Origin of the sequence: Citrobacter amalonaticus (genome assembly GCF_002918555.1) — a bacterium.
GTDB lineage: Bacteria > Pseudomonadota > Gammaproteobacteria > Enterobacterales > Enterobacteriaceae > Citrobacter_C > Citrobacter_C amalonaticus_A.
This window is the reverse complement of sequence record NZ_PQMB01000001.1, coordinates 1,030,873-1,049,783: the sequence shown is the minus strand read 5'-3', so window position 1 is coordinate 1,049,783 and position 18,911 is coordinate 1,030,873. Positions and strand designations below refer to the sequence as shown.

The 18,911-nt window shown below is 54.8% G+C and carries 12 protein-coding genes; 7 read left to right on the top strand and 5 right to left on the bottom strand.

From position 1 onward, the window contains the following. Positions 1-28: 28 nt before the first annotated feature. Entirely contained in the window at positions 29-1,576 is a 1,548-nt protein-coding gene (gene mltF / locus C3432_RS05170) for a membrane-bound lytic murein transglycosylase MltF (RefSeq protein ID WP_103775572.1), read from the bottom strand. A gap of 256 nt (positions 1,577-1,832) precedes the next feature. Between mltF and purL the strand changes: the two genes are divergently transcribed. The 5 genes from purL (at position 1,833) to glnB (ending at position 10,559) form a co-directional block, all read left to right on the top strand. Continuing rightward, entirely contained in the window at positions 1,833-5,720 is a 3,888-nt protein-coding gene (purL, locus tag C3432_RS05165; protein WP_103775571.1) for a phosphoribosylformylglycinamidine synthase, read from the top strand. A gap of 702 nt (positions 5,721-6,422) precedes the next feature. Beyond that, on the top strand, positions 6,423-7,868 hold the full coding sequence (gene qseE / locus C3432_RS05160; RefSeq protein WP_146050919.1) for a two component system sensor histidine kinase QseE/GlrK: 1,446 nt from the start codon (positions 6,423-6,425) through the stop codon (positions 7,866-7,868). A 206-nt stretch (positions 7,869-8,074) separates the two neighbouring features. After that, entirely contained in the window at positions 8,075-8,806 is a 732-nt protein-coding gene (gene qseG / locus C3432_RS05150) for a two-component system QseEF-associated lipoprotein QseG (RefSeq protein WP_103775570.1), read from the top strand. Further along, positions 8,806-10,140, top strand: coding sequence for a two-component system response regulator GlrR (gene glrR / locus C3432_RS05145; protein ID WP_103775569.1), 1,335 nt, complete (start codon positions 8,806-8,808; stop codon positions 10,138-10,140). Before qseG ends, glrR begins: the two co-directional genes overlap by 1 nt. An 80-nt stretch (positions 10,141-10,220) precedes the next feature. Next, positions 10,221-10,559 carry a nitrogen regulatory protein P-II gene (gene glnB, locus C3432_RS05140; protein WP_002914032.1) on the top strand — a complete coding sequence of 113 codons (339 nt, stop codon included), beginning with the start codon at positions 10,221-10,223 and terminating at the stop codon, positions 10,557-10,559. A 35-nt stretch (positions 10,560-10,594) separates the two neighbouring features. Here glnB and hmpA read toward each other — a convergent pair whose 3' ends face one another. Continuing rightward, positions 10,595-11,785, bottom strand: a complete 1,191-nt coding sequence (gene hmpA / locus C3432_RS05135; RefSeq protein WP_103775568.1) for an NO-inducible flavohemoprotein — start codon at positions 11,783-11,785, stop codon at positions 10,595-10,597. 325 nt (positions 11,786-12,110) lie between these two features. On the opposite strand from hmpA, the gene glyA reads away from it, so the two are divergent. Beyond that, on the top strand, positions 12,111-13,364 hold the full coding sequence (glyA, locus tag C3432_RS05130) for a serine hydroxymethyltransferase (protein WP_103775567.1): 1,254 nt from the start codon (positions 12,111-12,113) through the stop codon (positions 13,362-13,364). Between the two features lie 55 nt (positions 13,365-13,419). On the opposite strand, the gene C3432_RS27625 is transcribed toward glyA, so the two are convergent. The 3 genes from C3432_RS27625 to C3432_RS05120 all read right to left on the bottom strand — a co-directional run bounded on the left by C3432_RS27625 (position 13,420) and on the right by C3432_RS05120 (position 15,485). Beyond that, the gene (locus C3432_RS27625; protein WP_181012870.1) at positions 13,420-13,590 is read right to left on the bottom strand and encodes a hypothetical protein; all 171 of its coding nucleotides are present in this window, start codon (positions 13,588-13,590) and stop codon (positions 13,420-13,422) included. A 205-nt stretch (positions 13,591-13,795) separates the two neighbouring features. After that, entirely contained in the window at positions 13,796-14,218 is a 423-nt protein-coding gene (locus tag C3432_RS05125; RefSeq protein WP_103775566.1) for a DoxX family protein, read from the bottom strand. A 73-nt stretch (positions 14,219-14,291) separates the two neighbouring features. Beyond that, complete coding sequence (locus tag C3432_RS05120) at positions 14,292-15,485, bottom strand: ROK family transcriptional regulator (protein ID WP_103775565.1); 1,194 nt, start codon at positions 15,483-15,485, stop codon at positions 14,292-14,294. A 115-nt stretch (positions 15,486-15,600) separates the two neighbouring features. Between C3432_RS05120 and C3432_RS05115 the strand changes: the two genes are divergently transcribed. Continuing rightward, positions 15,601-18,882, top strand: coding sequence for a DUF5107 domain-containing protein (locus tag C3432_RS05115; protein WP_103775564.1), 3,282 nt, complete (start codon positions 15,601-15,603; stop codon positions 18,880-18,882). Positions 18,883-18,911 lie beyond the last annotated feature (29 nt).

Genomic DNA, 18,911 nt, shown 5'->3' with positions numbered 1-18,911 from the left:
AGCGTCGCCATCCGGCAAGATCATCTCTTTATTTTTCCTCCTTCTTCTGCGTTGAGAACAGCAGAGAAGGAGAGTGCGTCAGATAGTTTGATGATGTTTGCGAAAGAAATGAGGAGAGCGGGAACTTCTCATTATCGAACTCATCTGGCGATACGGCGGGGTAGTCCTGCGCCAGTTTCATCGTTTCCGCTTTCTGCTTTTCTTTCTCCTGCAAATAACCCACGAGGCTTATCTGATATTTACGGATATTCTCCACATAGGCATAGGCTTCGTGTCCGCGTGCGTAGCCGTAGGTCAGTTTGCTGTAATACGGTTTCTGACTGAGCAGCGGCAGGCGTTGTTTAACGTCGGCCCAGCTGTCCGGGTTTCCCTTCGTCTTAACCGTCAGCGTCCGGGCGTCGAGCATATGTGCATAGCCCATATTGTATGCCGCCAGTGCGAACCAGATACGCTCATTTTCCGGCACGGTATCCGGCACTTTCCTCATCATGTCCTGGAGATATCGCGCGCCGCCGCTGATGCTCTGTTCCGCATCGGTCCGGTCAGTCAGTCCCAGACTTTGGGCGGTATTTTTGGTCAGCATCATCATCCCGCGCACGCCGGTTGGCGACGTTGCCTGGGCGTCCCAGTGTGATTCCTGGTAGGCGATGGCGGCCAGCAGTCGCCAGTCAATTTCCTGAGCGTGTTTTTCAAACAGTGGCTTCAGTTCCGGCAATACCGCATCCACCGCGCGCAGGAAGGTGCGGGTATCGACATAATCGAAGTCGGCCCCGTGTCCCAGATACTTTTCTTCCAGCCGCGCCAGCGACCCGTCTTCATTTATAGAGTTGAAGAAGTCGAGCAGGGCGGCAGAGAGCGTGTTGTCATTATCCAGCGGGCTAAACCAGGTCACGGGCTGTTCATCGGTAACGTCCAGCGCCACCGCCAGCTCAGGGTGTACGCGTTGGTACAGGCTGATCGCGACAGAATCGGCGATGGTATAATCCAGATCGCCGGAAATCACCGCATCAAGCAGTTCTGTCGACCCTTTTCTGGCGTCAACCTTCCAGCCCAGTTCGGGGAATTTACTCTCTTTTAGCGCCTGCAGGTCATTGATCACCACCTGCCCTGGGGCAATGGTGAGCCGATCCGCGCTCACGCTGTCCAGCGTACGGGGACGATACTGTCCGACCTTGTAAACGAGCTGCTGGGAGACAGAGTAATAGGTGGGGCCAGGCTGGTAATTCTTCACGCGCTCGCTGTTGTAAACCAGACCCGCAGCCAGCAGGTCGGCATTGCCGTTGTCCAGGTCGTCAAACAGCTGGCTGATGTTCTGGCGTACGGTGACTTTCAGCTTCACACCAAGATAACTGGCGAACTGTTGGGCCAGTTCGTAATCCAGTCCATAGTCTTTACCGTTGAGTGTGGACCAGGTAAGCGGCGAGTTTATGGTGCTCACGCGCAGTTCTCCCCGCGACTGAATCGCGGCGATGCGGTTGTCGGCTTTTCCGAACCAGGGGATGGATGGCCAGAGGGCCGCTGCCAACAGCAGCGTCAATATGCCGATGAACAGATAATTAATCTTTAATTTTTTCAATTAGTTAATTCTCTGAACCGTGCGATGCCTCAGGCTGTTGATGTCAATATAAAGACCAGGATTATTCATTAATGAGCGGCATTTTGCGTAAACTTCCGCCAGTTGGCAACTAATTACAGTCATTGGTCGCATCGTATGGCAAAAATTGCTGTGGATTTTATTTCGACGCAAACGGTTTCGTCAGCGCGCCAGATTCTTTATAATGACGCCCGTTTCCCCACTTGGGCACACCGAAAGCTTAGAAGACGAGAGACTTATGATGGAAATTCTGCGTGGTTCGCCTGCACTGTCGGCATTCCGTATTAACAAACTGCTGGCGCGCTTTCAGGCTGCCAACCTCCAGGTCCACAATATTTACGCTGAGTACGTCCATTTTGCCGATCTGAATGCGCCGCTGAGTGGCGATGAGCAGGCGCAGCTTGCCCGGCTGCTGGAATATGGCCCGAACTTAAGCAGCCATACCCCGGAAGGGACGCTGCTGCTGGTTACGCCTCGTCCTGGCACCATCTCCCCCTGGTCTTCCAAAGCGACCGATATTGCCCACAACTGCGGCCTGCAACAGATTAACCGCCTTGAGCGCGGCGTCGCGTACTATGTTGAGGCCTCAGAACTGACGGCTGAACAGTGGCAGCAGGTTGCAGCGGTGCTGCATGACCGCATGATGGAGACGGTATTCCCTTCACTGGATGATGCAGAGAAGCTGTTTGTTCATCATCAGCCAGCGCCGGTTTCCTGTGTGGATCTGCTGGGTGAGGGCCGTCAGGCGCTGATTGACGCTAACCTGCGTCTTGGTCTGGCGCTGGCGGACGATGAAATTGATTACCTGCAGGATGCGTTCACTCAGCTGGGGCGCAACCCGAACGACATCGAACTGTACATGTTCGCCCAGGCGAACTCTGAGCACTGCCGTCACAAGATTTTCAATGCTGACTGGGTTATCGATGGGAAACAGCAGCCGAAGTCGCTGTTTAAAATGATTAAAAACACCTTCGAAACCACCCCGGATCACGTTCTTTCTGCGTATAAAGACAACGCAGCGGTAATGGAAGGCTCTGACGTCGGTCGTTATTATGCCGACCACGCCACCGGACGCTACGATTTCCACCAGGAGCCTGCCCATATCCTGATGAAAGTGGAAACGCACAACCATCCGACGGCGATCTCCCCCTGGCCGGGGGCGGCGACGGGGTCTGGTGGTGAAATTCGTGATGAAGGCGCGACGGGGCGCGGAGCCAAGCCAAAAGCCGGCCTGGTCGGTTTTTCCGTATCCAACCTGCGTATTCCGGGCTTTGAGCAGCCGTGGGAAGAAGATTTCGGTAAGCCGGAGCGTATTGTTACCGCCCTGGATATCATGACCGAAGGCCCGCTGGGCGGCGCGGCGTTTAACAACGAATTTGGTCGTCCGGCGCTGAACGGCTATTTCCGGACGTATGAAGAAAAAGTGAACAGCCACAACGGCGAAGAGCTGCGCGGCTATCACAAACCGATCATGCTGGCGGGCGGGATCGGCAACATTCGCGCCGATCACGTGCAGAAAGGCGAGATCGTCGTTGGCGCGAAGCTGATCGTTCTCGGCGGTCCGGCGATGAATATTGGCCTCGGCGGGGGGGCAGCTTCCTCAATGGCCTCCGGTCAGTCCGATGCGGATCTCGACTTTGCTTCCGTGCAGCGCGATAACCCGGAGATGGAACGCCGCTGCCAGGAAGTGATCGACCGCTGCTGGCAGCTGGGCGACGCCAACCCGATCCTGTTTATCCATGACGTGGGGGCGGGTGGCCTTTCTAACGCCATGCCGGAACTGGTCAGTGACGGCGGGCGCGGCGGCAGGTTTGAGCTGCGTGATATCCTCAGCGATGAGCCAGGTATGAGCCCGCTGGAAATCTGGTGTAACGAATCCCAGGAGCGCTACGTGCTGGCAGTGGCCGCTGACCTGTTGCCGCTGTTTGATGAGCTGTGCCGCCGTGAGCGCGCGCCATACGCGGTGATTGGCGAAGCGACCGAAGAACAACATTTATCGCTCAACGATCGCCATTTCGACAACCAGCCGATTGACTTACCGCTGGATGTGCTGCTGGGCAAAACCCCCAAAATGACCCGCGACGTGCAGACGCTGAAGGCGCAGGGTGATGCGTTAAACCGTGCGGATATCACGGTTGCTGACGCCGTGAACCGCGTGCTGCATCTGCCGACCGTGGCAGAGAAAACCTTCCTGGTCACCATCGGCGACCGTACCGTCACCGGTATGGTGGCGCGCGATCAGATGGTTGGTCCGTGGCAGGTGCCGGTTGCTAACTGTGCGGTGACCACCGCCAGCCTCGACAGCTACTATGGTGAAGCGATGTCAATTGGCGAGCGTGCGCCGGTGGCACTGCTGGACTTTTCCGCCTCCGCGCGTCTGGCCGTTGGCGAAGCGCTGACAAATATCGCGGCAACGCAGATTGGCGATATTAAACGTATCAAGCTGTCCGCAAACTGGATGGCGGCAGCCGGCCATCCGGGGGAAGATGCCGGTCTGTATGAAGCGGTGAAAGCGGTGGGCGAGGAGCTTTGTCCCGCTCTCGGCCTGACGATTCCGGTTGGCAAAGACTCCATGTCGATGAAAACCCGCTGGCAGGAAGGCAACGAGCAGCGCGAAATGACGTCCCCGCTGTCGCTGGTGATTTCCGCGTTTGCCCGCGTGGAAGACGTACGTCATACCATTACGCCGCAGCTTTCTACCGAAGATAACGCCCTGCTGCTGATCGATCTCGGCAAGGGGCATAACGCGTTGGGCGCCACGGCGCTGGCTCAGGTGTATCGTCAGCTTGGCGACAAACCCGCTGACGTACGCGATGTGGGGCAACTGAAAGGCTTCTATGACGCCATTCAGGCGCTGGTGGCGCAGCGTAAGCTACTGGCTTACCACGACCGCTCCGACGGCGGTTTGCTGGTGACCCTGGCTGAAATGGCGTTTACTGGCCACTGCGGTATTCAGGCTGATATCGCAACGCTTGATGACGATCCTCTGGCTGTGCTGTTCAATGAAGAGCTGGGCGCGGTCATTCAGGTTCGCGAAGACGATCGTGACGCGGTGGAAGCGCTGCTGGCACAATTTGGCCTGGGCGACTGCGTACATTATTTAGGGCAGGCGGTGTCCGGCGATCGTTTTGTGATTGAAGCGGACGGTCATGCCGTGTTCAGCGAAAGCCGCACCACGTTGCGTACCTGGTGGGCCGAAACGACCTGGCAGATGCAGCGTCTGCGGGATAACCCGGAGTGTGCCGATCAGGAGCACAACGCCAAAACCAACGATGCCGATCCGGGTCTTAATGTGACGTTGTCGTTCGATATCAATGAAGATATCGCCGCGCCATACATTGCCACCGGTGCGCGTCCGAAGGTCGCCGTGCTGCGCGAGCAGGGGGTTAACTCTCATGTGGAGATGGCGGCAGCCTTCCACCGTGCGGGTTTTGACGCCATTGACGTCCATATGAGCGATCTGCTCGGCGGTCGTATTGGTCTGGGGAACTTCCAGTCGCTGGTGGCGTGCGGCGGCTTCTCCTATGGCGATGTGCTGGGGGCAGGGGAAGGCTGGGCGAAATCCATCCTGTTCAACAATCGTGTTCGCGATGAGTTTGAGACTTTCTTCCATCGTCCGCAGACGTTGGCGCTCGGCGTGTGCAACGGTTGCCAGATGATGTCGAATCTGCGTGAGCTGATCCCAGGAAGCGAGCTGTGGCCACGCTTTGTGCGTAACCATTCTGACCGTTTTGAAGCGCGCTTTAGCCTGGTGGAAGTCACGCAGAGCCCGTCTCTGCTGCTACAGGGGATGGTGGGTTCACAAATGCCAATCGCTGTTTCTCACGGGGAAGGGCGTGTTGAAGTCCGCAACGATGCACATCTGGCCGCGCTTGAGAGCAAAGGTCTGGTGGCGCTGCGTTATGTCGATAACTTTGGCAAAGTGACCGAAACTTATCCGGCTAACCCGAACGGCTCGCCGAATGGTATTACCGCCGTCACGACGGAAAATGGTCGCGTGACCATTATGATGCCGCACCCGGAACGCGTTTTCCGCACGGTCAGCAACTCCTGGCATCCGGAAAATTGGGGCGAGGACGGCCCGTGGATGCGGATCTTCCGTAATGCCCGCAAACAGCTGGGTTAATCCAGCGCATTAAATACACGCCCGGGCAGAGATTGCCCGGGCGTTTTGCTTTCTGGCCCCGTTTATCTGAGGGACAGGGCTGGCGCATCCGGCGGCTGCCCCAGCATCCTGAGCAGTGCTTCCTGCCGCAGGGGGCGCCGGGCAGTCCGGCACTCTCGAATATTATCTGCCGACGCGTCGACAGTCGGGGCATTCGATGGCTAGTAAACCTGGCTTTACCTGCCGCAGTATGTCGGGAATTTGCGACAACGGTCTGTTTAGGTTGTCGTCAATAAGAGACGCTTAACTTATTGATTTATATGGACTGGTGTGATGTGAGTTTTAAGTGTCTCCGAAAGGCGACGGTTTGGTTAAATTTTGCTCGCCCTGGTAATTATACAAAAATATTAATAAATTCATTTAAATCAATAGAATAATAATATGTTTTCAATGTTGGCACGTTTGCTGCATAATAACGGGCAGTGGCTCATTCACCCTCTTATGTCAGCCCCTTCGGGACGCGCTACATAAACTTCGAATGACGCACAACAAGGTGCCTGCCGTCCAGCTTCTGATAATAGCTTTGCTTTATCAACCATCGGGCGAAACGTGGAGTTAGGCACCGCCTTATTTCACAACAAAGCCGGGTTTATCCCGGCTTTGTTGTATCTGGACTTTCCCTCGGTTAGCATCCTGATATTCATGTCCGATGAGAGTAACGCTTTGAAGCGCTGGTCTGTTTTCCCCCGGTCTTTACGACAGCTGGTTATGCTGGCATTTATTCTGATCCTGCTGCCGCTTTTGGTGCTGGCCTGGCAGGCGTGGCAGAGTCTGAATACCTTAAGCGCCCAGGCCGCGTTGACCAACCGCACGACGCTCGTTGACGCCCGGCGTAGCGAAGCCATGACCAACGCCGCTCTGGAGATGGAGCGAAGCTACCGCCAGTATTGCGTCCTTGACGATCCCACCCTGGCGAAGGTGTACCAGAGCCAGCGTAAGCGCTACAGCGAAATGCTGGATGCCCACGCGGGCGTTTTGCCGGACGATAAACTTTATCAGGCGCTGCGCCAGGATTTAAACGATCTCGCCGGGTTACAGTGCAAAAACAGCGGGCCAGATTCTGTCGCTGCCGCACGTCTGGAAGCCTTTGCCAATGCCAATACTGAGATGGTGCAGGCGACGCGTACCGTGGTGTTCTCCCGGGGCCAGCAGTTGCAGCAAGAGATTGCTGAACGCGGGCAGTTCTTTGGCTGGCAGGCGCTGGTGCTGTTTCTGGTGAGTCTGGCGATGGTGCTGCTTTTTACGCGGATGATTATCGGGCCGGTCAAGGGCATCGAGCGGATGATCAATCGTCTCGGAGAAGGAAGAACGCTGGGAAACACGATTTCGTTCACCGGGCCGCGCGAGCTGCGCTCCGTCGGGCAACGCATTATCTGGCTGAGCGAACGTCTCTCCTGGCTTGAATCTCAGCGCCATCAGTTTTTACGCCATCTTTCCCACGAGCTGAAAACCCCGTTAGCCAGTATGCGCGAAGGCACCGAACTGCTTGCCGATCAGGTTGTTGGCCCGCTGACGGTGGAGCAAAAAGAGGTGGTCGGCATCCTTGATAACAGCAGCCGTAACCTGCAAAAACTGATAGAACAACTGCTTGATTACAACCGAAAGCTGGCAGATTCTGCCGTGGAGCTGGAGAGCGTGGAGATTGAGCCGTTGGTCGATATGGTGGTTTCCGCTCACAGTTTACCTGCCCGCGCTAAAATGATGCATACCGGGATTGACCTGCAGGCAAAGCGCTGCCTTGCTGAGCCGATGTTGCTGATGAGCGTGCTGGACAATCTTTATTCCAATGCGGTGCACTATGGTGCTGAATCCGGTAACATTTGCATCCGTAGCCGTTTGCAGGGCTCCACGGTGTATATCGATGTTATCAATACCGGCGCACCGATTCCGGAAGCGGAAAGAGCGATGATCTTCGAGCCTTTTTTTCAGGGGAGCCTCCAACGCAAAGGGGCGGTGAAGGGCAGCGGGCTGGGGTTGAGCATTGCCAGAGATTGTATTCGCCGTATGCAGGGGAAGTTGTATCTGGATGAAGAGAATATGCAAGAAGTTTGCTTTCGCATAGCGCTGCCGCTTTCTGCGTCGAAAACTAACCCGGTCCATCAGGCTTGACGGGCGCAGACAGTCTGAACACGGACAGCGCGGTGCAACCGGAGCGAACACGGAGTACGTGAAGATGATTCGCGACGCTCACCCTTCGGGCCGCCGCATGCGGCGTGCAAAACGCTGTCAGGTTTTGTGCGGGCACTGCCCAGGTTCAAAATGGTAAGCAAAATAGCCTAACAGGCCGGTTCTAAATCAAGCTAAGTCTGGTGAATATGCCACACGTTTTTGTGCACATTTTTCAACGAATTTTTCCCCGTCGGTTGATGCTGGCGGGGGTTCCTTGTCTGCTGCTGGTGGGTTGTGCTCCGCACATCGCCAGTCAGACGAATGGCGATACTTCACAGGAAAAAATCCCGACGTATCAACAGGCGGACTCCCTTTCCATTGAATGTACTGATATCTGGGCAGTGCAGGGACAAACAACCGAGAGCAATCCACTTTACTGGCTGCGGGCGATAGATTGTGCTAATCGTCTGCTGCCGGTGCAGTCGCGTAATGAGGCTCGTGCGCTGGCGGATGACGGCTGGCAGAACAGCTTTAAGCGGGGGATCCTGCTGGCAGACGCCAAAATTACGCCTCTCGAACGCCGCGATATTGTGAACCGAATGGATACTTTCAGTTCACAGATCCCGGCACAGGTGCGCCCCCTGTATCAGCTCTGGCGGGATGGGCAAACACTGCAATTGCAGCTTTCGGAAGAGCGTCAGCGTTACAGTAAGCTACAGCAAACGGCCGATAGCGATCTTGACACCCTGCGCCAGGAGCATCAGCACCTCCAGTCGCAGCTCGATCTCACCACCCGCAAGCTGGAGAATCTGACCGATATTGAACGCCAGCTTTCCACCCGCAAGCCTGCCGGGAACTATAACCCCGACGCGGCGCACGGCACTGATAAGCCAGACGAGGCAACGCCTGCGCCGTCACAAGATGAGGTAACGCCATAATGAGTCGTAAACCGGCGCATTTATTGCTCGTGGATGACGATCCGGGTCTGCTGAAACTGCTGGGTATGCGGCTCATCAGCGAAGGTTACAGCGTGGTCACAGCCGAAAGCGGGCAGGAAGGGTTACGTGTGCTGAACCGCGAAAAAGTGGATCTGGTGATCAGCGATCTGCGCATGGATGAAATGGACGGCATGCAGCTGTTTAGCGAAATCCAGAAAGTTCAGCCGGGAATGCCGGTGATCATTCTGACCGCGCACGGTTCCATTCCTGACGCCGTTGCGGCGACGCAAAAAGGCGTTTTCAGCTTCCTGACGAAACCGGTCGATAAAGATGCGCTGTACCAGGCTATTGATGACGCGCTGGAACAATCGGCCCCGGCAACGGATGACCGCTGGCGTGAATCTATCGTCACCCGAAGCCCACTGATGCTGCGTCTGCTGGAGCAGGCGCGAATGATGGCGCAGTCTGACGTTAGCGTGCTGATTAATGGACAAAGTGGTACCGGGAAAGAGATTTTCGCTCAGGCCATTCATAATGCCGGTCCGCGCGGCGGCAAGCCGTTTATAGCCATTAACTGCGGCGCGCTGCCGGAACAGCTACTGGAGTCCGAACTGTTTGGCCACGCGCGCGGGGCGTTTACCGGCGCGGTAAGCAATCGCGAGGGGCTGTTCCAGGCGGCCGAAGGCGGGACGTTGTTCCTTGATGAGATTGGCGATATGCCCGCGCCGTTGCAGGTCAAGCTGCTGCGCGTGTTACAGGAGCGCAAGGTCAGACCGCTCGGCAGCAACCGGGATATCGATATTAACGTGCGGATTATTTCGGCGACCCACCGCGATTTGCCAAAAGCGATGGCCCGCGGCGAGTTCCGCGAAGATTTGTATTATCGCCTCAACGTGGTAAGCCTGAAGATCCCGGCGCTGGCCGAACGTACGGAAGACATTCCGCTGTTGGCAAACCATTTGCTACGCCAGTCGGCGCAGCGGCATAAACCGTTCGTGCGCGCCTTCTCAACGGATGCGATGAAGCGACTGATGACCGCCAGCTGGCCGGGCAACGTGCGCCAGCTGGTGAATGTGATTGAGCAGTGCGTGGCGCTGACCTCCTCGCCGGTGATCAGCGACGCGCTGGTGGAGCAGGCGCTGGAAGGGGAGAACACCGCGCTGCCGACCTTTGTTGAAGCGCGTAACCAGTTTGAACTCAACTACCTGCGTAAGCTGCTGCAAATCACCAAAGGCAACGTCACTCATGCGGCGCGAATGGCGGGGCGTAACCGGACGGAGTTCTATAAACTCCTTTCTCGCCACGAGTTAGAGGCAAATGATTTTAAAGAGTAGTCCCCCACAATTTGAATGAATATGGTACTGTGAGCCATCGATTACGAGGCCGCAGACAGGCAAGAGTTTAAGGACCCACCATGAAAAAGATTGATGCGATTATTAAACCTTTCAAACTGGATGATGTACGTGAAGCGCTGGCGGAGGTGGGTATCACAGGGATGACGGTCACCGAAGTCAAAGGCTTTGGTCGTCAGAAGGGGCATACTGAACTGTACCGTGGCGCAGAATATATGGTGGATTTTCTGCCGAAGGTGAAAATTGAGATCGTAGTGACTGACGATATCGTGGATACCTGCGTCGACACCATTATTCGTACTGCCCAGACGGGCAAAATCGGCGACGGTAAAATTTTCGTCTTTGACGTGGCGCGCGTCATTCGTATTCGTACCGGTGAAGAAGACGACGCGGCAATCTGATTTATTCCCCTCCCCGCATGGGGAGGGGATTTTACTTACAGCACCTTATGCGGGCCGAAGCATTCATAGTGAATGTTCTCGTTTTTCACGCCCAGCCCAACCAGCTGCTTCGCGGCAAACTGCATGAAACCGACCGGACCGCACAGATAAAACTGCATGGCCGGATCGCTGATTGCCCCTTCCAGTTTGTTCAGATCCATCAGACCGGAACTGTCAAAGGCACCTTTGGCGCGATCGGCTTCGGTCGGTTCACGATACCAGGTATGTGCAGTAAAGCGCGGTAACGTTTTGCCCAGCGCGTTTACTTCATCTGCAAATGCGTGCACGTCGCCATTTTCCGCCGCATGGAACCAGTTGACCTGCGCCGTATGGCCCGCTTTTGCCAGTGTGTCGAGCATTGCCAGCATCGGGGTTTGGCCCACCCCAGCAGAAATCAGGGTTACCGGCGTATCGGTTGCCACATCCATAAAGAAATCGCCAGCAGGGGCGGCAATCTGCACCACACCGCCAACGTCAGCATGATTGTGCAGCCAGTTTGAAACCTGACCGCCGTCTTCGCGCTTAACCGCTATGCGATAGCCCTTCCCGTCGGGTTTCCGGGTCAGGGAATATTGCCGAATTTCCTGATGTGGGAAACCTTCCGGCTTCAGCCAGACCGCCAGATACTGACCCGGACGGTATTCTGCGACCGGGCCACCGTCGACAGGCTCAAATTCAAAGCTGGTTATCAGCGCGCTTTGCGGGGTTTTCTTCACGAGGCGGAATGCGCGGGTGCCCTTCCAGCCGCCGGTTTTACGGGCGCTTTCGCTGTAGATTTCGGCCTCACGATGGATAAAGACATTCGCCAGCACGCCGTAAGCCTTACCCCATGCATCCAGCACTTCCTGACCGGGGCTGAACATTTCGTCGAGAGTCGCCAGCAGGTGGGTGCCCACAATATTGTATTGTTCCGGTTTGATCTGAAAGCTGGTGTGCTTCTGGGCTATTTTCTCGACCGCAGGCAGCAGGGCAGGCAGATTCTCGATATTGCTGGCATAGGCGGCAATCGCGTTGAACAGGGCTTCACGCTGATCGCCGTTACGCTGGTTACTCATGTTAAAAATTTCTTTAAGTTCAGGGTTATGCGTAAACATGCGATCGTAGAAATGGGCAGTCAGCTTAGGACCCGTTGCAACGAGCAGGGGAATGGTGGCCTTTACGGTCGCGATGGTTTGGGCGTCAAGCATACGTTCTTCCTTTATGTGAATTTTTAATGATGTATATCAAATGCATCTTATAAAAATACCCCTGCACTGTAAATGGTTCTTTGTCACTTTGTGTAATTAGGGTGACAACGTGAAAAATCTGCATCACAAACCTGAAAAGAAATCCGTTGAAACTCATAAGGTCTTCATTCGCCAAAGCCTTGCGTGCCGTGAAGGTAATCGTTTGCGTAAAATCCTTTGTCAAGACCTGTTATCGCAGAGTGATTCAGTTATACTGTTCGCCGTTGTCCTACGGACCGCCTTTTAAGGCCGAAAATTTTATCGTTAGTTGAGTCAGGAGATGCGGATGTTAAAGCGTGAAATGAACATTGCCGATTATGATGCCGAACTGTGGCAGGCTATGGAGCAGGAAAAAGTACGTCAGGAAGAGCACATCGAACTGATCGCCTCCGAAAACTACACCAGCCCACGCGTTATGCAGGCACAGGGCTCTCAGCTGACCAACAAATACGCTGAAGGATATCCGGGCAAGCGCTACTACGGCGGTTGTGAATATGTGGATATCGTGGAACAGCTGGCTATCGATCGCGCAAAAGAGCTGTTTGGCGCAGACTACGCTAACGTTCAGCCACACTCCGGCTCTCAGGCTAACTTCGCGGTCTACACCGCGCTGCTGCAACCGGGTGATACCGTTCTGGGTATGAACCTGGCGCAAGGCGGCCACCTGACTCACGGCTCCCCGGTTAACTTCTCTGGCAAACTGTACAACATCATCCCTTATGGTATTGATGAGTCCGGTAAAATTGACTACGAAGACATGGCGAAGCAGGCTCAGACCCACAAGCCGAAGATGATCATCGGCGGCTTCTCTGCCTACTCCGGTGTGGTTGACTGGGCAAAAATGCGTGAAATCGCAGACAGCATCGGCGCATACCTGTTCGTGGACATGGCGCACGTCGCCGGTCTGATAGCCGCCGGTGTTTACCCGAACCCGGTTCCCCATGCTCACGTTGTCACCACCACCACCCACAAAACCCTGGCTGGCCCGCGCGGTGGCCTGATCCTGGCGAAGGGTGGCGATGAAGAACTGTACAAAAAACTGAACTCTGCCGTTTTCCCTAGTGCGCAGGGTGGTCCGCTGATGCACGTTATCGCGGCGAAAGCGGTGGCGCTGAAAGAAGCGATGGAGCCAGAGTTCAAAGTCTACCAGCAGCAGGTTGCGAAAAACGCCAAAGCGATGGTGGAAGTGTTCCTGAACCGTGGCTATAAAGTGGTGTCCGGCGGTACTGAAAACCACCTGTTTCTGCTGGACCTGGTTGATAAGAACCTGACCGGTAAAGAAGCTGACGCTGCGCTGGGTCGTGCCAATATCACGGTAAACAAAAACAGCGTGCCGAACGATCCGAAAAGCCCATTTGTGACTTCCGGCATCCGTATCGGTTCTCCGGCTATTACGCGCCGTGGTTTTAAAGAAGCAGAAGCTAAAGAACTGGCTGGCTGGATGTGTGACGTTCTGGACAATATCAATGATGAAGCGGTTATTGAGCGCATCAAAGGGAAAGTCCTGGAAATCTGCGCGCGCTTCCCGGTTTACGCGTAAGCCTTAACAGGCATTATTGCTAAAGCCCACTTCGCGTGGGCTTTGTTATTTCAGGCTACTGGTCGCGCATGATAGCGCCACACTTCTCTGCGCTGGCGATGGAATCGCCGCTTTGCTGTGCCTGTCTGCATTCATCCATAGGCGACTGAGAGGGCGGGGGATTAGCCGTCCGGGCGGCGCATCCGGATAATAAAAGAACTGCCAGCACTATCTTTAAATCGTTCATTTTCTTCTCTCCATGTTTAATCTCTTCTCTAAAAGCGCTTGCCGCCAGACAGCATGACGGGGTTTGCTGTGACCGTCGGGTTTATTTGTGCTTAACGGGCTGAATATTAAAAAAGAGTAAACTGGTCCTGAAATACAAAACGCCCGATGAAGTTCATCAGGCGTTTACAGACAAAAAACGGTCAACTTATATCAGGGTTGGTCACTCAGCGTCGGTCGAGAGAAATCGCCCCCGGACCGGCAATCGCCAGCAGCAGGAAGCCTGCCGCAATACTGATATTTTTGTAGAAGTTAATCATATTTGGGCCAACCGCTTCACCACTCATATTCCAGTAGTGATGCCCGATGACCGCCGTACCCAGCGTATAGACAACGAATATCACTGCCAGTGGCCGGGTAAAAAAGCCCAACACAATCAGAATCGCGGCGGGAACTTCCATGACCACGGCGATAATGGCGGCGAGCGTCGGCGCTGGCGTACCCAATGAGGTCATGTACTGCACGGTACCGTCAAAACCGGTGAGTTTAGGAAAGCCAAAAATAATAAACAACAAAACCAGTGCAATTCGGGCAATCAACAGCAACAGAGAACGGGAAGATCCAAAATCAAAATAGCGTAGTGTGTTCATAATCAGCTCGTTATGAGAGACGTGTGATTTAAACGTAATACACAAAATTGCGCTCTGCCACGTACCTCAGCGATTAACGAAGCGTCTGTAGTTGCTCCTCCACATACAGATAACCAATTCCCATCAGCTGTTGTGCGCGGCTCAGCTTGCCAAAGCCGATTTGCGTTGCTCTGGTGCGAGTCGCGTCACGATGATCAAAGGGGTTAAATCCCGTCTGCCTGATGATGATATTCAGCCACTCTTCCCCAAAGCCACAGCTGCGACCGTATAACAAAATATTATTTATATTTAAGGTATTCAGGAAGTTGTAGAGACTAAGCCCGATAGCGTTGGCCGAGTCTTCAACCCAGGCATGAAGGCGTAAATCCCCCTGTTGCCATTTTTCAATTAAGGCATCAATGGTTAGCGCTTCAGGATTATCAGCGAGATCGGGGCGCGTTTTTAGCCACATTCTCGCCTGTTTTTTTAGCGCGCTGAGGGACGCCACGGTTTCCAGACAACCGTATCGACCACAATCGCAGGCTACGCCATCAGGGTTGATAATCGTGTGCCCGATTTGTCCGCTGCCGTAGAGACTGCCACGCCATACCTGGTCGTTGATAACAAATGAGGAGCCAATACCATAATCGACATTGATGACGCAAAAGTCCCGATACTGACCGTCATTTTGCCATTTTTCCGCCAGCGCCAGCATCACACAATCGTTATCGACCATGACGCGCACGTTGAGTTTTTCTTCCAGCAGGTATTTCAACTCCACGGGCTGTTTCCAGGGCGCCTGCGGCATCGTCTGCGATACGCCCGTTCCCGCATCAACCTGTCCATGAACCGCCAACGCCAGATTGATTTTTCGATTAGGCCAATTTTTACGGTACTGATGCCAGCATTTCTCAATGGCCGCGAGTAATGCCTGGGGATGGGGGGCGTCAATCGCATGGTATTCAACGTCGCCTTTTGGACTCAGACAGGCGTTGCCAAGCTGGCACTCGATACTGGTTGGCGTGATGTTCATGCATAAGGTCCAGTCACCCTCCGGGGCGATAAGCCAGGCGCCGCTGCTATGGCCGCGTGACAGACGGTCGTCCGGTACATTTACGACGCGTCCCTCTTCCTCCAGCTCCTGAAGAATATTGCTGACGGCAGGAATCGAGATTTGTGCCAGTCGGGCGAGGGTCGATTTGCTGGCTCGTTTCTTGCGATACAGGTACTCCAGCAGCACACCCTTGTTGTAATGGCGAATTTGCTGATTGTTAATGCAGGCTTTCATACACTAAACCTTGTTAACTAAATTGCGTGATTATTGTGCGTAAAACCCGTAATTCTGTCCATTACACTGCTCTCATTATTTCACTCCAGTATGTCTTGTTAACTTTGAGGGCGTTATGAGTTCAGTAAACGTTTGGCAGGAGACGGTACATATTCCGACCTATGAAACGGGGGCGCAGGATGTACATCCCATGTTTCTGGAGAATCGGGTTTATCAGGGGTCTTCCGGGGCCGTATATCCCTACGGTGTGACGGATACGCTGAGCGAGGATAAAACGTTAAAGGCCTGGCAGGCGGTATGGCTGGAAAATGATTATATCAAAATCATGATCCTGCCCCAGCTCGGGGGCCGCGTGCATCGCGCATGGGATAAGGTGAGGCAGCGTGATTTCGTTTATCACAATGACGTTATCAAACCCGCGCTGGTGGGGCTGCTTGGTCCGTGGATCTCCGGGGGCATCGAGTTCAACTGGCCGCAGCACCATCGGCCCACTACGTATATGCCGGTGGATTTTACGATTAGCGAAAATGACGATGGCTCAAAAACAGTGTGGGTTGGCGAGACGGAGCCGATGCATGGGCTACAGGTGATGACCGGATTTACTCTGCGCCCGGAACGTGCAGCGCTGGAGATTGGCAGTCGCGTCTACAACAGCAATGCCACGCCACGTCATTTCTTATGGTGGGCGAATCCGGCAGTGAAAGGCGGCGACGGGCATCAAAGCGTCTTTCCACCGGATGTCACCGCGGTGTTTGATCACGGCAAACGTGCGGTTTCAGCCTTCCCGATCGCCACCGGAACGTATTACAAGGTGGACTATTCGGCGGGTGTTGATATCTCTCGCTATAAAAATGTTCCGGTACCGACCTCCTACATGGCGGAAAAGTCAGAATACGATTTTGTCGGCGCCTGGTGCCATGACGAAAATGGCGGGCTGCTGCATGTTGCGGATCATCATATCGCGCCGGGGAAAAAACAGTGGAGCTGGGGGTATAGCGAATTTGGTCAGGCATGGGATAAAAATCTGACCGATGAGAATGGGCCTTATATCGAACTGATGACCGGTATTTTTGCCGATAACCAGCCGGATTTTACCTGGCTGGACCCGTTTGAAGAAAAGCGTTTTGAGCAATACTTCCTGCCTTACCACTCGCTGGGCATGGTACAGAACGCCTCGCGTGATGCGGTGATTAAACTACAGCGTGATGACGAGGGGATTGCCTGGGGTGTGTATGCCATTTCTCCTCTTTCCGCCCACCGTCTTACCCTTTGCGAAGAGGGGAACCCGCAGCCGCTGCTGGATGAAGTGATTGAGCTGATGCCATGCGCCGTTATTCAGGGGACGTTAACCGGGATTAACCCCGCTCGTCTGACGATAACGCTGTCCGATCGCCACGGCAGGAGCGTATTGCGTTATCAGGAACATCAGCCGCAGGAGATACCGCTGCCGGAAGTGGCGAAAGCCCCGCTAAGTGCGGATGAGATCGGCAGCGTGGATGAGGCGTGGTTTATCGGCCAGCATCTGGAGCAATATCACCACGCCAGCCGTTCACCTTTCGACTATTACCTTCGCGGCCTTGAGCTGGATCCACTGGATTACCGCTGCAATCTGGCGCTGGCGATGCTGGAATATAATCGCGCCGACTACGTACGAGCGAGCGATTATGCCACTCAGGCGCTGGCGCGTGCGCATCGCCTGAACAAAAACCCGCAGTGCGGGCAGGCAAGCCTGATCCGCGCCAGCGCCAGAGAACGGTTACAGCAATGGCACGATGCGCAGGAGGATTTCTGGCGGGCAGTGTGGAGTGGTAACAGCAAAGCGGGCGGATATTATGGGCTTGCCAGGCTGGCTACGCGAAATGAGCGTTACGATGATGCCCTGAATTTTTGTCGGCAGAGTCTGCTGGCGTGTCAGACCAACCAGGATGTGCTGTCTCTCGAAACATTATTACTGCACCTCACCGGTCGTCGCGACGAGGCGCTGCAACAGACCGAAAACCTGCTGCGCGACTATCCGCTGAATCCCACTTTCTGGTGGGTGAAAGCGACGATCTCTGCAGCCGAATCGGACATGGCCCGCTGGGTGGGCGTCTGCCAGTCGCGGGATATTAACGCCTTGCAGACCGCCGGATTGTTGCTGGACTGGGGAATGACTGAGCGGGCGAAAGCCGTCCTGACCGCGCTTAACTGCCAGAAAACGCTACCGCTCTATTTGCAAGCCAGTTTGAGCGAGGGGAATGAGCGCCTTGCGCTGATAAACCGTGCGCGCGAGGTGTTTCCTGACTTTGTGCGTTTTCCCAATCTGCTGCCGGAAGTGGCGGCGCTGGAAAATGTCACAGAGTGCTATTTTGCTCAGCACCTGCTCGCCTGCTTCCACTACAGTCGGCGTAACGATGAGAAAGCGACTCACCTGTGGCAGCGTTGTGTGGAGATGGCTCCTGATTTTGCTGATGCCTGGCGAGGGCTGGCGATTCATGCGTGGAATAAACTGTCTGATGCCAGTCTGGCGACGGCGTATCTGGATAAAGCGTGTGAGCAACAACCGCAAGACGCTCGTCTTTTGTTTGAGCGCGATCTGCTGGATAAGCTCACTGCCGCAGAGCCAGGCAAACGCCTTGCCCGGCTGGAGGCAAATCTCGCTACGGCACTGAAACGTGACGATTTAACGGCGGAGCTGCTGCATCTTTGGCATCTCGCCGGGAAAACGGATCGCGCGGCCGGGATCCTTTCTTCGCGTAAGTTTCATCCCTGGGAAGGTGGCGAAGGAAAAATAACCAGTCAGTTTATTATCAATCACCTTTTGCGAGCCTGGCAGCATATTCAGCAACAGCGTCCGCAGCAGGCTGAAGCGTTGCTGACAGCCGCGCTGCACTATCCGGATAACCTTAGCGAAGGACGGTTGCCGGGTCAGACCGATAACGATATCTGGTTCTGGCTGGGGATTTGCGCCCGGCAGCAGGGTATGGAAGAGCGTGCTGTCGAGTGTTTCCAGAAAGCTGCGCGGGGCGATCGGACTATCAACATTCATAGCTACTACAACGATCAGCCGGTGGATTACCTCTTCTGGCAAGGTATTGCCTTGCGGATGACGGGTGAACTCGCGGCCAGCCACCAGCTTTTCAACGATATGCTGCAATGGTCGCAACACATGGAGGCTGAGCAGGTGGAGGCCGATTTCTTCGCGGTATCCCAACCCGATCTCCTCTCGCTATATGCCGATATTCAAAAGCAGCATCAGGAGAAATGTTTGCTTGTGCGCTCTCTGGCGACGGCAGGACTGGGCGGTGGATCAAGATACGAGCAGGCGCTATCTGAGCTGGAAGCGCTCAATCCCGCCTGGGCGAAGGCGGCGCTGTTTCGACAGACAATGCCCTTCGTGCTGCACCTCATTAACTAAAGAACGTTTACTGTAATCTTTGAGCGGCC